The following is a 14,013-nucleotide window of genomic DNA, read 5'->3' as shown; positions in this document are numbered from 1 at the left end:
TCAGGTGTTGCGGTCGTACACCATCCGCAGGCCGATCAGGGTGATCATCGGCTCGTGATGGGTGATCGTCGTGCACTCGCTCAGCACGAGGGCGGCCAGCCCGCCGGTGGCGATCACCGCCGTCACCCCGCCCAACTCCTCGGACATCCGCTCGACGATCCGGTCGACCTGCCCGGCGAAGCCGAAGTAGAGACCCGACTGGAGGCACTCCACGGTGTTCTTGCCGATCACCGAGCGGGGTTTCGTCGCCTCCACCTTGCGCAGCTGCGCGGCGCGGGCGGCCAGCGCGTCGAAGGAGATCTCGATGCCGGGCGCGAACGCCCCGCCGAGGAACTCGCCCCGGGCACTGATCACGTCGAAGTTGGTGGTGGTGCCGAAGTCCACCACGATCGACGGCCCGCCGTAGAGGGTGTACGCGGCCAGCGTGTTCACCACCCGGTCGGAGCCGACCTCCTTCGGGTTGTCGATGGCGAGCTGCACTCCGGTGCGGACGCCCGGCTCGACGATCACGCTGGGCAGGTCGGTGTAGTAGCGGGACAGCATCGCGCGCAGCGAGCGGAGCGCGGCGGGCACCGTCGAGCAGGCGGCCACCCCGGTGATCTCCACGGCGTCACCGGCCAGCAGCCCGCGGAACATCAGACCCAGCTCGTCCGCCGTCGAACGGGCGTCGGTCTTGATCCGCCACGAGTGCACCAGCTTGTCGCCGTCGAAGGTCGCCAGCACGGTGTTGGTGTTCCCGATGTCGATGCAGAGCAGCACGCTGGCAGCCTAGACCCCGCTCGCGGCCCGCAGATCCAGGGCGATGTCCAGGATCGGCGAGGAGTGGGTCAGCGCGCCCACCGACAGGAAGTCCACCCCGGTCGCCCCGTACTCGGCGGCCACCGGCAGGGTCAACCCGCCGGTCGCCTCCAGCTCGGCCCGGTCGCCCACCGCCGCGACCACCTCGCGCAGCTGCGCCGGGGTCATGTTGTCCAGCAGCAGGAAGTCCGCGCCCGCCTCGACCGCCTCCACCGCCTCGGCCAGGGTGTCCACCTCGACCTGCACCGGCACGTCGGGGAACGCCTCCAACACCCGCCGGTAGGCCGGGCCCACGCCCCCGGCGGCCAGCTTGTGGTTGTCCTTGATCATGGCGACGTCGTGCAGGCCCATCCGTTTGTTGGTGCCGCCGCCGGTCCGGACCGCGTACTTCTCCAGGGCCCGCAGCCCGGGCGTGGTCTTGCGGGTGTCCAACACCATCGCCTTCGTGCCGGCCAGGGCGTCCGCCCAGGCCCGGGTGTGCGTCGCCACCCCGGACATCCGGCAGAGCAGGTTCAGCGCGGTGCGCTCGGCGGTCAGCAGCAGCCGGGTCGGGCCGGCCACCGTGGCCAGCACGTCGCCGCGCGCCACCCGCTGCCCGTCGTGGGCCACCAACGACACCTCGACCGTACGCTCCGCCCCGGTCACCTCGCCGACCAGCTCGAACACGGCCGCCGCCACGGCCAGCCCGGCCACCACCCCGTCCGCGCGGGCCACCAGATCCGCGGTGTCGGCCTGCCCGGCCGGGATGGTGGCGACGCTGGTGACATCGAGGAAACCCGGCCCCAGGTCCTCGACCAGCGCGCCCTCGATCACCCGCCGTACCTGCGCCGGGTCCAGCCCGGCGGCCGTCAGCTCCCGCTGCGTGGACACCCTCACGACCGCTTCCCCTCTCCTCCGCGCCTGCCCCGGCTCACTTCTCCTGCCAGCGCTCGGTCAACCGGCCCGCCGGCCCGATCCCGCCGACCAGGTGGCCCCGCCACCGGTCGTCGGCCGCCGGGAAGTCCTCCCGCCAGTGGCAACCCCGCGTCTCCCGCCGGGCGTACGCCGCGGCGACCAGCGTCGAGGCCACGGTGATCAGGTTCGTCGCCTCCCAGTCGGCGGTCCGCGGGACACCCCGTTCCTCGCCCAGCCCGGTCAGCGTGGCGGCGGTCGCGGCGAGGGAATCCGCCGAGCGGAGCACCCCCGCGCCCCGGGTCATCGCCCGTTGCAGGGGCGCCGTACCGGCCGCCGGCACCGCCCAGCCGCCGCCGCCCACCCAGGCGCCCGTCTCCGCCGGCTTCGCCTGCTCGGGCAGCCCGGCCGCGATGTCGTCGGCGATCCGGCGGGAGAACACCAGCCCCTCCAGCAACGAGTTGCTGGCCAACCGGTTGGCGCCGTGCACGCCGGTGCAGGCGACCTCGCCGCAGGCGTACAGGCCGGGGATGGAGGTGCGGCCCCGCAGGTCGGTGCGGACCCCACCGGAGGCGTAGTGGGCGGCCGGGGCGACCGGAATCAGGTCGACGGCCGGATCCACGCCGATCGCCAGGCAGGAGGCGACGATGGTCGGGAACCGCCCGGCCAGGAAATCCGCGCCGAGGTGGCGGGCGTCCAGGAACACGTGATCCGCCCCGGTGGCCAGCAGCACCCGGTGGATGCCCTTGGCCACCACGTCCCGGGGAGCCAGCTCGGCCAGCTCGTGCCGCCCCACCATGAACCGCTTGCCGTCGGCGTCCACCAGGTACGCGCCCTCGCCGCGCAGCGCCTCGGAGACCAGCGGCTGCTGGGCCAGGCCGGCACCGGGCACCCGGGCGGGCTCGGGAACGATCAGCGCGGTCGGGTGGAACTGGACGAACTCCACGTCGGTCACCGCCGCGCCGGCCCGCATCGCCAGCGCCACCCCGTCGCCGGTGGAAACCGCCGGATTGGTGGTGGCCGCGAAGACCTGGCCCATGCCGCCGGTCGCCAGCACCACCGCCCGGGCCAGAATCGCGCCGACGCCGTCCTCGCTGCCCTCGCCGAGCACGTGCAGGGTGATCCCGCAGGCGGGGCCGAGCCCGTCCGGCCCGTCACCGGGCGCGCGGAGCAGGTCCAGCACCAGCGCGTGCTCGACCAGCCGGATCCACGGGTCGCGGCCGACCGCGGCGTGCAGCGCCCGCTGCACCTCCGCGCCGGTGGCGTCGCCGCCGGCGTGCACGATCCGGTCGGCCCGGTGGCCGCCCTCGCGGGTGAGCATCAGCGAGCCGTCCGAGTTGCGGTCGAACGCCGCGCCGATCCGCATCAGCTCGCGCAGCCGGGTCGGCCCCTCCTCCACCAGCACCCGCACCGCCGACGGGTCGCAGAGCCCGACGCCGGCCAGCTCGGTGTCGTACGCGTGCGCGGCGGGGGTGTCCGCCGGGTCGAGCACCGCGGCGATACCGCCCTGCGCCCAGCGGGTCGAGCCCTCGTCCATGTCGACCTTGGTGACCACGGTGACGTGCAGACCCGCCTCGCGCAGGTGCAGCGCGGCGGTGAGCCCGGCGACGCCGGAGCCCACCACGATCACGTCGGTGGTCTCCACCCAGCCGGGTGCGGGCGCGGCCAGCAGCCTCGGCAGTTCGGGCAGCTCGACGCTCGACAGGTCCATGCCTGACAGTCAACCCGAAGGCCCCTCACCACGGGCGGCGGGGGCGGGACGAGTGGTTTCGGCTACCTCGTCCTGGGCGGCAGCGCGGCCGGCCCGGCACCCTTCAGCGAGCCGGTCACCGTACGGTGGCTGAGCCAGAGGTAGCAGCGGACCCCGCGGTCGCCGACGCCCCAGCGACCCGCCCCCGGCGGCCGGACCACGACCGCGCTGCGGATCGGCAGGACCCGGTCGTTCGGCACCCCGACGTACCGGCTGAGCACCGTGTTGCAGCCGGCGTAGAGCGGCGCCCAGTCGGCCTGCGCCACCGGGTACGGGCGGTCCGGCGCCCGCCACACGCCGACGAACTCGGCGTCGTGCCGGGTGCCGCAGGGCACCGGGAGCAGCCGGTGCACCTGCCGGCCGCCGCCGGCCCGGGTCTGCTGGCAGCCCAGCCGCAGCACGGAGGCGCCCTTCAGCGCGTCGCGCAGGCTGCCGGTACGGATCACCACCGTCCCCGCCGCCTCCACCGTGTTCACCTCGCTGAGGTCACAGCGGTACCAGCGGGAGCCCGCCGTCCAGCCGGGCCGGGAGGGCAGCGCCACCGCCAGCCGGAGCCGCCCGGCCCGCCAGTCGTCGCCGACGTACCCGGTGGCCCGGGTGTCGCACTCGGCGAACGCGCCCCGCAGCTCCGTCGAGCCGCCGGCGGGCGGGACGGCCCGCCCGGCCGGGAAGGTGCCGACGTGGACGGTCTCCACCCGGTGCGGCACCGCGCAGCCGACCGGTTGGTAGTCGGCCAGGGTGACCGGGTCGGCGAAGTCGGCCAGCTGGCACTCCCCGGCGGCCGGGGTGAACGGGGCGGCCGCCGGCAGCGCGGCCCAGTCGTCGGTCAGGTCGCCGTCGAGGCCGGTCGGGGTGGCGCAGGCGACCAGCACGGCCACGGTGATCGCCGCGGCCAGTGACGTCAGCACCCTGCGCACCGCGGCCTCCCCCAGCCGGCGACCGTCACCCGACGGCGCCCTCAGGGTAACCGGAAATGACCTTCCCGTGACAGACCGGATTCGGCGCGCGAGATGGCCCGAGGTGTTAGGCGGGACCCCCGCCATTACAGAATGCGTTGACCGGGACCCCCTCCTTACACCGCAAGTGGGTTGGGGATGGGGGCGCCGGCGGTGCCGGGGGCGGCGGTGGCCGGGTCGGCGTTCAGCTCGACCACCTTGTTGGCGGCGTCCACGTGCACCACCCGGGGCTGGTACGTGCGCGCCTCGGCGTCGTCAAACTGCCCGTACGAGATGAGGATGACCAGGTCACCGGGGTGCACCAGGTGGGCGGCGGCGCCGTTGATGCCGATCACGCCGCTGCCCCGCTCGCCCGGGATCACGTACGTCTCCAGCCGCGCCCCGTTGGTGATGTCCACGATCGCCACCTGCTCCCCCGGCAGCAGGTCGGCGGCGTCGAGCAGGTCCTGGTCCACCGTCACCGAACCGACGTAGTGCAGGTCGGCCTGGGTCACCGTGGCCCGGTGGATCTTCGACTTGAGCATGGTGCGGAACATCGGCTGCCTCTCAGCGGCGGTGGTGGGCGGTCAGGGGCGCGGGGCGAGTTCGAGGCCCGCGTTGTCGATCAGCCGGGTCGCGCCGGCCCAGGCCGCGACCAGCAGCCGGGCCGGTCCGGCGACCGGACCCGGCTCCAGGTCGGCGTCGGTGAGCACCAGGTAGTCCAGCCGGGCGCCGGGCGGACCGGCATCGAAGGCACGGTGGGCGGCGGTCAGCACCGCGGCCGCGTCCCCGCCCCGCTCGGCCGCCTCGACGCCGGCCCGCAGCGCGGCGGAGAGGCTCAGCGCCGCCTGCCGCTCCGGGGCGGAGAGGTAGCGGTTGCGGCTGGACCGGGCCAACCCGTCCGGCTCCCGTACGGTCGGCACGCCGACGATCTCCACCGGCACGTCGAGGTCGCGCACCATCCGCCGGACCAGGGTGAGCTGCTGGTAGTCCTTCTCGCCGAAGAAGGCCAGGTCGGGACGGGTGAGCTGGAGCAGCTTCAGGACCACGGTGAGCACGCCGTGGAAGAAACCGAGCCGGCTCTGCCCCTCCAGGTCCTCGCCGAGCTGGCCCGGATTCACCCGGACCCGCGGCTGGCCGTCTGGGTACATGTCGGCCACCGACGGGGCGAAGACCAGGTCCGCGCCGGCCCGCCGGCAGATCTCCAGGTCCGCGTCCAGGGTGCGCGGGTAGCGGTCGAAGTCCTCGTTCGGGCCGAACTGCAGCGGGTTGACGAAGATCGTGACGAGGACGTGGTCGGCCTGCTCGCGGGCGGCCCGCAGCAGCGTCTCGTGCCCGGCGTGCAGCGCGCCCATGGTCATCACCACGCCGACGGTGCCGGTCAGCCCCGCCCGCGCCTTGGCCAGTTCGTCACGCGTGTGCACGAGCTCCATCATGTGGTGCCCCCTTTCCGCTCAGCACGTCCAGCAGCGGTTCCGCGTCCGCCGGGCGCAGCCGGCCGGCGGCGATCGCCCGGTCCGCCGTCCGTCGGGCCAACGCCAGGTAGGGGGCCAGGGATTCCGGCGCGGTCGCGGCCAGCCGCTCCAGGTGCCGGCGTACGGTGCCCGCGTCGCCCCGCGACACCGGCCCGGTCAGCGCGTCGTCCCCCAGCCGCAGAGCGTTTTCCAGCGCCGCCCGCAGCAGTGGGGCGAGCACCTTCTCCGGCCGGTCCACCCCGGCGTCGCGCAGCCGGTCGGCCGCCTCGTTGACCAGGGTGACCAGGTGGTTCGCGCCGTGCGCCAGCGCCGCGTGGTAGAGCGGGCGGTCCGCCTCGCCCACCCACTCGGGCACCCCGCCGAGGTCGGCGACGAGCCGGGCGGCGAACGGGCGCAGTTCGGCCGGGGCGGTCACCCCGTACGAGATGCCGGCCAGCCGGCCCAGGTCCTCCGGCGTACCGGTGAAGGTCATCGCGGGGTGCAGGGCCAGCGGCCGGGCGCCGACGGCGACGGCCGGGTCGAGCACGGCCAGCCCGTGCGCGCCCGAGGTGTGCGCGATCACCTGGCCGGGCCGGAGCGCGCCGGTCCGGGCCAGGCCGGCGACCACGGCGGCCAGCGCGTCGTCCGGGACGGCGACGACCAGCAGGTCGGTGGCGGCACGGGCGACCGAGGTGGCGGAGCGGTTGCGGGCCTCGGGGAGCAGCAGCGCGATCCTGGCCTTCGCGGCGCCAGAGACGCCGGAGGCGGCCACCACCCGGTGCCCGGCGGCGGCGAGGGCCGCGCCCAGCACGGCACCGACCCGGCCGGCGCCGAGCACGCCGACGGTGAGGGTGCGGGGAGGGACGAACGGGGCGCCGGAGGGGGCGCCGCCCGGTGCCGCGGCGGCCCCGCGCGGGGCGGCCGGGCGCGGGCGCGACGGTGCGCTCATGGCAATCGATCCAGTCCTCGAAGGGGGTACCGGTCGATGGCAAGTATGCGCCGGGGTTACGGAACGAAGACAAGGATGTGTGAAAACCTTCACCGGCCGTACCAAAGGGGTTTCAGCCGTCGCTTCGGGTGTCCGTCCCGGGGCTGGCCGGGGGCCGTACCGTCGGCGGGTGACCTCCACCGAGTGGCTGCCCTGGCGGGTGGCGATGGACCGGGCGCTCTACGGGCCCGGGGGCTTCTTCGTCGCCGGCCGAGGGCCGGCCGCCCACTTCCGCACCAGCGTCCACGCGTCGCCGGTCTTCGTCTCCTGCCTGCTGCGGCTGGTCGAGTCGGTGGACCGCGCGCTCGGCCACCCCGCCCGCTTCGAGGTGGTCGATGTGGGCGCCGGTCAGGGCGAACTGTTGCGGGCGCTGTCGGCCGCCGCCGGGCAGTCACCCACCGCGCCGGTCCCGCTCGCCCAGCGGGTACGTCTCACCGCCGTCGAGCAGGCCCCCCGCCCCGCCGACCTGCCCCCCGAGATCGACTGGCGCACCGACATTCCCGCCAACATCACCGGTCTCCTCCTCGCCACCGAATGGCTCGACAACGTCCCCCTCGACCTCGCCGTTCACACCCACACCGGCTGGCACTACCTCCTCGTAGACCCCAGCACCGGCAAAGAACGCCAAGGCCCCCAACTGGCCCCCCAGGACGCGGCCTGGCTCCACCACTGGTGGCCCACCCCAACCCCACCCCCACCAGCCCCGTTGATCAAGGAGTTTGGGTCCGGTTCCGGGCCCCATTCCGACGCAAACTCCTTGATCGACGCGACGGTCAACGCCACGGTGGGGCGGGCGGAGATCGGGCGGGCGCGGGACGAGGCCTGGGCGGGGGCGGTGGGGAAGGTGGCGCGGGGGGTGGCTCTGGCCGTTGACTACGGGCATCTGCGGGGGGATCGGCCGGTGGGTGGGACGTTGACCGGGTACCGGGACGGGCGGCAGGTGCCGCCGGTGCCGGACGGGTCCTGCGACGTCACCGCGCACGTCGCCCTGGACTCGGTCGCCTCCGCCGGTGAGCGGGTCGCCCGGTGTGCGTACAACCTGGTCTTCCAGCGGGAGGCGCTGCGGGCGCTCGGAGCCGACGGCGGCCGACCGCCGCTGGCGCTGGCCTCCCGCGACCCCGCCGGCTACCTGCGGGCGCTGGCCGCCGCGTCGGCGGTGGCCGAGCTGACCGACCCGGCCGGCCTCGGCGGGCACCGATGGCTGCTGCAACCGGTCGGCGTCGCGCTGCCGACGCCCATGGCACGATGACGGGCATGACCACGGACGCCGCCGACCTCCGCGAGCTGACCGTCGGCACCGGCGCCGGCGGCGAGCAGCTCGGCGCCGACATGGTGCTCAACATCGGCCCGCAGCACCCGTCCACGCACGGCGTGCTCCGGCTGAAGCTGGTGCTCGACGGCGAGCGGGTGGTCTCCGCCGAACCGATCATCGGCTACATGCACCGAGGGGCGGAGAAGCTCTTCGAGGTCCGCGACTACCGGCAGATCATCGTGCTGGCCAACCGGCACGACTGGCTGTCCGCGTTCTCCAATGAGCTGGGCGTGGTGCTCGCGGTCGAGCGGCTGATGGGCATGGAGGTGCCCGAGCGGGCGGTCTGGCTGCGCACCGCGCTGGCCGAGCTGAACCGGGTGCTCAACCACCTGATGTTCCTCGGCTCGTACCCGCTGGAGATCGGCGCGATCACGCCGATGTTCTACGCCTTCCGGGAGCGGGAGACCATCCAGGCGGTGATGGAGGAGGTCTCCGGCGGCCGGATCCACTACATGTTCAACCGGGTCGGCGGCCTGAAGGAGGAGGTGCCGGCGGGCTGGACCGGGCGGGCCCGGGCCGCCATCGGCGAGGTGCGCCGGCGGATGCCGGACCTGGACAACCTGATCCGCCGCAACGACATCTTCCTGGCCCGCACCGTCGGGGTGGGCGTCCTCCCGGCGGCCGACGCCGCCGCGTTCGGCGCCTCCGGGCCGGTCGCCCGGGCCTCCGGGCTGGACCTGGACCTGCGCCGGGACGAGCCCTACCTGGCGTACGGAGAGCTGGACGTCCCGGTGGTGACCAAGACCGCCGGGGACTGCCACGCCCGCTTCGAGGTGCTGCTCGACCAGGTGTACGCCTCGCTCGACCTCGCCGAGCAGTGCCTGGAGCGGGTCGACCGGCTCACCGGGCCGGTGAACACCCGGCTGCCCAAGGTGCTCAAGGCCCCCGAGGGACACACCTACGCCTGGACCGAGAACCCGCTCGGCATCAACGGCTACTACCTGGTCTCCCGAGGGGAGAAGACGCCCTGGCGGCTCAAGCTGCGCACCGCGTCGTACGCCAACGTGCAGGCGCTGGCGACGCTGCTCCCCGGCTGCCTGGTGCCGGACCTGATCGCCATCCTCGGCTCGATGTTCTTCGTGGTCGGCGACATCGACAAGTGACCCGGCCCGGCGGTCGCGCTTCGCCGGCCAGCCGTCGCGCCTCGCGCGGGCGGGCCGGCCCGTTCTCGCGCGGCGCGTTCTCGCGCGGGCGGAACGGTCAGCGCCAGCGGTCGCCGGCACGGGGCACGTCGTCCCGGGGTGGGTGACCGTAGGGCTCGCCGTCGGCGCGGCGCCGGCCGGACCGCTCCGGTTCCGGCTCGCCGGCCACCCACTGGCCGGGCTGCTCGGGGCCGCCGCGCTGCGCCGGTGCGCGCCACTCACCCGGCACCGGCACCCCGCCGGCCGGCAGGGCGGGCGGGGCGGGCGGCCCCGGCCAGCCGTGCCCGTGGGGTGGCTCGTCCCGGTCGTGCTCGCGGCGGACGGCCGCCCACCGGTCCCGCATCCGGTAGCCGCTGCCGTCGGCGTGCACCTCGGCCCGGCGCTCGCCGACCCGTACCTCGCGCCCGTGCTCGTCGTCGCGCACCTCGGCCCACCGGTCCCCGGTCCGCAGCGCCGACCAGTACTCGCCCTCGGGGGCGCCGGCCGGCGGGGCGGGCCGGTCCCGCTCAGGAGGCTCGGCGGTGGGACGCCACGCCGCCTCCGGCCCGTCGGCCGGCGTGCCCCACGTCGCCTCGGCGGCGCGGTGACCGCGCTCCTCGTACCGGCCGGGTGTCCGACCCTCGCCCGGTGACCACCCGCCGTCGGCGTGGGTTCCCGGCCAGCCGCGGTCCGGGCCCCGCCGGTCCGCGGACGCTCCCGGCCACCCGGAGTCGTCACGCCGGGCGGACCAGCCCTGGTCGTCGCGTCCGGCCGCCGGGCCGGCCCAACCCCGGTCGCCGGGCGGATCGGCCGGTCCAGCCCAGCCCCGGTCGGCGGGACCGTCGGCCGGGCTGGACCAGCCGCGGTCGGCGGGCGGGCTCACCGGTCCGGTCCTGGGCCGGTCGGCGCGGGGGCGGGCGTCCGGCTCGGGGTGTCCGGCCGCGGAGCGGGACCACGGGCGGTCCTCCTCGCTCGGCGCGGACCAGGTGCCGGCGTAACCGCCGTGCCGGCCACCGGGGACGTCGCCGCCGTCGACGACGGTGTGCCGGGTGACGTGCACGGTCTCGGTGTGCCGGTAGACGCCGGCCGGCCGGGCCGGCTGCTCGGGCGCGGCCGCCCGGGGCTCGGGCTCCGGCACCCTTGCGCTCGCCGCGTGCGGGGCGGACCGGCCAGTCGACTCCCCGGCGCCGTACTGCCCCGAGCCGATGGGTCGGGCGGGTCGCTCGATGTCGTCACCGGCCGCCCGGTGGGCCGGCTCGGCGTCGTCGTCCGAGGTCACCGCGGCCCGGCCCCAGCCGCCCCGCGCGTCGTCCCGGACCGGCTGGCGGGCCCGGGCGGACGCCCCTTCGTCGTACCCGGACACCCGGGCCCGGCCCGCGCCGGCCGGCTCGCCCGCCGGTGCGGGGGTCCCGCCGGCCACCGCCGCCGCGACGGCGTCCATCCGCGCGCGCAGCGCGTCCACCGTGTCCTGGGCCCGCTGGGCCTGGTCGAGCGCCTGGTTGCCACGCTGGGCGGCGGCCACGATCTCCGCCCGCAGCTCGCGGCGCACCTGCTCGATCTCCTCCCACACCTCCTCGTTCCCGGCCTGGCCGGCACCCCCGTCGCCGCGGAGCGCGATGGACAGGCCAATCAGCACCACGGCCAGTACGGCGAGAACCGCGCCGAAGCGCAGCAGGCCGTTGCCGTCGGCGAAGAGCAGGATGAGGGCCGCGACGGGCGCGAACGCCACACCGATCCAGAAGAGAACGGTCAGCAGCGAGGAGGCGCGCCTGTCTGCGGGGGCAACCGGGGTGGACACGGCAATGCAGCCTACCGAGAGTCATCCCGGCACGGAACGGGCCAGTTGCCCGGAACCGGGTCAACTGCGCCTGACGGGCCGGCCGGCGACCGGGGCTGATCGTCCCCGGCGGCCGGTCAGGCAGGGCGGGCGGAGATCGGACCGGACCCAGCCCGGTCGCGACGGCCGGCCGCCGGAACCACCGACGGCCGGCCGGACGGGATCAGCTGCCGGCGAGCGCCGCGTCGGACGAGAGGACCAGGCCCACGCTCGCCCTGCCCTGCCGCAGCGCGGTCTTGGTCTGCGGACCGCCGGCGTCCAGCGAGCTGAACGAGCCGGCCTTGAAGTCGTAGACCTCGACCAGGCCCGCCTGGCACTTCGGCCGCTGCGGGCACTCCGGCGGGCCGGCGAGTACCGTCGCCTGCCCGGAGCACTTGCCAGCCAGGTCGGAGAGGGTCTGCACGCCGTACTTGTCGGCGAACGCCTTGGTGACCGCGAAGGCGTTCTGGTCCTGCGCGGCGGACGCGGTGCCGAAGACGATGCCGACCTTGTCGCCCTCCGCCTTCAGCGCGGTGACCGTCTTGTCCAGGTCGGGCGAGGAGACCGGCGGCGGGTTCTGACCGTTGGCCTTGGTGTTGAGGAACTCGGCCATCGTCGCCGCGTACTCCGGGACGACCTGGATCTCGCCCTTCTCCAGGGCGGGCTCGTAGAGCTCGCGGTTGCCGACCGTCTGCACCTTGACCTGGTAACCGGCGGCGCTGAGAGCGATCTTGTAAAGCTCGGCGAGGGTCTGGCTCTCGCTGAAGTTGGCGGCGCCGACCACGATCTGGCCGCCCGGGCCCTTGCCGATGCCCGCGGCGAGGTCGTTGGCCTTGGCGAACTCCTCCGCCGCGACCTGCGGGCTCTTACGGTCCTGGTCGGTGGCCTTGTTCAGCTCGATCAGCTTCGGCGTGTCCAGCGCCGCGGAGACCTTGTCCAAGGCGGCGATCAGCTGCGGGTTCGCCACGTCGGCGTTGACCGCCGGGATGACGTTGTCGGCGTTCTGGAGCTTCTTGTCGTCGTCGAGGGCGACGAGTTGCTCGCCCGCCACCGGTTCGCAGCCCGCACCGGAGGCGCCCTGCTCGGGGGCCTTGGTGCCGGACGAGCCGGCACCGCCGCAACCGCTGAGCAGACCGGCGGTGAGGACCCCGACGGCGCCGATGGCCAGTCGAGTACGTGCGCGCATCATGCCCGCCTTCCGTGTCCCGGCGCGACCCCTGCCGGGCCGGCCGCGTGTCCGACGGGCCCGCCCGTTGCGGCGCCCGCGACTAACACCCAACATCCTCCGCAGGGGACCGACAACTTGAGCCGTCCTTTGTCATCGGATCGTCACCCGAGTCGGCGCCGATGACCGATTTAGCTCAGTTTCCCGCCGTTGCGTCGGCCGCCCGCCGCTGCGCCGGGCGTACCGCCGGGCGCAGCGACCGCGGGGTGACCGCCCGCTCGACGAGGGCCAGCACCCCCTCCGCCAGCAGAGCCAGCCCCGCCACCAGCACGCCGCCCGCGATGATCTGGCCCCCACCGGCCGCGATGTCCAGCCCGAAACCGGCCCGGATGATCTGCCCCAGCCCACCGCCGTCGACGAACGACGCCAGCGCGGCCGTGGCGATCACCTGCACGGCCGCGGTCCGGAACCCGGCGGCCAGGTAGGGCACCGCGAGCGGCAGCTCCACCCGGCGCAGCACCTGGCCGCCCGAGAGCCCCATGCCACGTGCCGCGTCCCGGGCCTCCGGGTCCACCTGGCGCACCCCGGTGTACGCGTTGGCCAGCAGCGGCGGCACCGCGAACACCGCCAGCGCGACCACCACCGCCGGCCGGCCGAAACCGAGGAAGGTCAACGGCAGGATGGTCAGCAGGGCGAGCGTGGGCACGGCCAGCGTGACGTTGGAGACCAGCACGACGAGCCCGCCGCCCCGGCCGCTGTGCCCGAGCCAGAGGCCGAGCGGCCAGGCCACCAGGCAGCCGAGCAGGACGGCGGCGGCCGACATGGTCAGGTGCTCGCCGAGCCGGTCCAGGACGCCACCCGGGTTGGTCCAGTTCAACGGGTCGTTGAGCCAGACCACCGCCTGCCCCACCGGGTTCACCGTTCCTGCCCTTCGTTCGCGACTGCGGGGCTCCGCTGCGCTGCACTCCTCGCGCTCACGGGACCTGCCTTTCGTTCGCGACTGCGGGGCTCCGCTGCGCTGCACTCCTCGCGCTCACCGGGCTGGCCTTCCGTTCGCGACTGCGGGGCTCCGCTGCGCTGCACTCCTCGCGCTCACCCTGAACTCCTCCCCCGCAGCCACGGCGTGAGCAGCCGGCCGGCGGCCAGCAGGATCAGGTCCAGCACGAGCGCCAGCAGCACGCAGAGCACCGTGCCGGTCATGATCTGTGCCTTGTAGAAGTTGTTCTGGAAGCCGGCGAAGATGAGCTGCCCCAGCCCGCCCCGGCCGACCACCACCCCGACGGTGACCAGGGCGACGGTCGAGACGGTGGCGAGCCGTACGCCGGTCAGGATGCCCGGCAGCGCCAGCGGCAGCTCGACCCGGAGCAGCCGGCCCCAGCGGCCGTACCCCATGCCCTCGGCCGCCTCGCGGATCTCCGGCGGCACCTGGGCGAGCCCGGCCAGCGCGTTCCGCACGATCACCAGCAGCGCGTACAGCACCACCACGCTGAGCACGGTGATCGCGCCGATGCCCAGGTACGGCGCGAGGAAGGCGAACAACGCGAGCGACGGGACGGTGTACAGCACCCCGGTCAGCGCCACGATCGGCCCGGCGAGCGAGCGGAACCAGTACGCTGCCACCGCCAGCGGCAGCGCGACGAGCGCGGCGATCAGCACCGCGCGGGCGGTCAGCGAGGCGTGCTCGCGCAGCGCGGCGAGGATCGTGTCAGAGTTGTCCCGCACGTACTGCCAGGAGAACCACGGGTTACCGGGGGCCGCCCGGTAGCTCAGCTGGAAGGACACA

The 14,013-nt window shown here is 74.9% G+C and carries 13 protein-coding genes; 2 read left to right on the top strand and 11 right to left on the bottom strand.

What is annotated here, in order from left to right:
* The 7 genes from AB0H57_RS02660 to AB0H57_RS02630 form a co-directional block, all read right to left on the bottom strand.
* Positions 1 to 759 (bottom strand): type III pantothenate kinase, encoded by a 759-nt coding sequence (locus AB0H57_RS02660; protein WP_357501916.1) that lies wholly within the window; start codon positions 757 to 759, stop codon positions 1 to 3.
* A 9-nt stretch (positions 760 to 768) separates the two neighbouring features.
* The gene (nadC, locus tag AB0H57_RS02655) at positions 769 to 1,674 is read right to left on the bottom strand and encodes a carboxylating nicotinate-nucleotide diphosphorylase (RefSeq protein ID WP_357501914.1); all 906 of its coding nucleotides are present in this window, start codon (positions 1,672 to 1,674) and stop codon (positions 769 to 771) included.
* 34 nt (positions 1,675 to 1,708) lie between these two features.
* Entirely contained in the window at positions 1,709 to 3,400 is a 1,692-nt protein-coding gene (locus AB0H57_RS02650; protein WP_357501912.1) for an L-aspartate oxidase, read from the bottom strand.
* 62 nt (positions 3,401 to 3,462) lie between these two features.
* Complete coding sequence (locus tag AB0H57_RS02645) at positions 3,463 to 4,356, bottom strand: septum formation family protein (protein WP_357501910.1); 894 nt, start codon at positions 4,354 to 4,356, stop codon at positions 3,463 to 3,465.
* A 155-nt stretch (positions 4,357 to 4,511) separates the two neighbouring features.
* Entirely contained in the window at positions 4,512 to 4,931 is a 420-nt protein-coding gene (panD, locus tag AB0H57_RS02640; protein ID WP_357501908.1) for an aspartate 1-decarboxylase, read from the bottom strand.
* A gap of 30 nt (positions 4,932 to 4,961) precedes the next feature.
* Positions 4,962 to 5,810, bottom strand: a complete 849-nt coding sequence (panC, locus tag AB0H57_RS02635; protein ID WP_357501906.1) for a pantoate--beta-alanine ligase — start codon at positions 5,808 to 5,810, stop codon at positions 4,962 to 4,964.
* The gene (locus AB0H57_RS02630) at positions 5,785 to 6,777 is read right to left on the bottom strand and encodes a Rossmann-like and DUF2520 domain-containing protein (RefSeq protein WP_357501904.1); all 993 of its coding nucleotides are present in this window, start codon (positions 6,775 to 6,777) and stop codon (positions 5,785 to 5,787) included. Before AB0H57_RS02630 ends, panC begins: the two co-directional genes overlap by 26 nt.
* Positions 6,778 to 6,982: 205 nt before the next feature.
* Here AB0H57_RS02630 and AB0H57_RS02625 point away from each other — a divergent pair, with 205 nt between their 5' ends.
* Positions 6,983 to 8,065, top strand: coding sequence for an SAM-dependent methyltransferase (locus AB0H57_RS02625; RefSeq protein ID WP_357502304.1), 1,083 nt, complete (start codon positions 6,983 to 6,985; stop codon positions 8,063 to 8,065).
* On the top strand, positions 8,062 to 9,231 hold the full coding sequence (locus AB0H57_RS02620; protein ID WP_357501902.1) for an NADH-quinone oxidoreductase subunit D: 1,170 nt from the start codon (positions 8,062 to 8,064) through the stop codon (positions 9,229 to 9,231). The genes AB0H57_RS02625 and AB0H57_RS02620 overlap by 4 nt, the downstream gene beginning before the upstream one ends.
* Before the next feature lie 97 nt (positions 9,232 to 9,328).
* Here the strand turns inward: AB0H57_RS02620 and AB0H57_RS02615 are convergent, their stop codons facing one another.
* The 4 genes from AB0H57_RS02615 to AB0H57_RS02600 all read right to left on the bottom strand — a co-directional run bounded on the left by AB0H57_RS02615 (position 9,329) and on the right by AB0H57_RS02600 (position 14,012).
* On the bottom strand, positions 9,329 to 11,047 hold the full coding sequence (locus AB0H57_RS02615) for a hypothetical protein (RefSeq protein ID WP_357501900.1): 1,719 nt from the start codon (positions 11,045 to 11,047) through the stop codon (positions 9,329 to 9,331).
* Between the two features lie 202 nt (positions 11,048 to 11,249).
* Positions 11,250 to 12,251 carry a glycine betaine ABC transporter substrate-binding protein gene (locus tag AB0H57_RS02610; RefSeq protein ID WP_357501898.1) on the bottom strand — a complete coding sequence of 334 codons (1,002 nt, stop codon included), beginning with the start codon at positions 12,249 to 12,251 and terminating at the stop codon, positions 11,250 to 11,252.
* A 175-nt stretch (positions 12,252 to 12,426) separates the two neighbouring features.
* The gene (locus AB0H57_RS02605) at positions 12,427 to 13,149 is read right to left on the bottom strand and encodes an ABC transporter permease (protein ID WP_357501896.1); all 723 of its coding nucleotides are present in this window, start codon (positions 13,147 to 13,149) and stop codon (positions 12,427 to 12,429) included.
* Positions 13,150 to 13,322: 173 nt separating this feature from the next.
* Positions 13,323 to 14,012 carry an ABC transporter permease gene (locus tag AB0H57_RS02600; RefSeq protein ID WP_357501894.1) on the bottom strand — a complete coding sequence of 230 codons (690 nt, stop codon included), beginning with the start codon at positions 14,010 to 14,012 and terminating at the stop codon, positions 13,323 to 13,325.
* Between the last annotated feature and the right edge of the window lies 1 nt (position 14,013).

Origin of the sequence: Micromonospora sp. NPDC050686, from assembly GCF_040654475.1 — a bacterium.
Taxonomy (GTDB): domain Bacteria; phylum Actinomycetota; class Actinomycetes; order Mycobacteriales; family Micromonosporaceae; genus Micromonospora.
The sequence above is the reverse complement of the archived record's forward strand: the minus strand, read 5'-3'. Positions and strand labels throughout refer to the sequence as shown.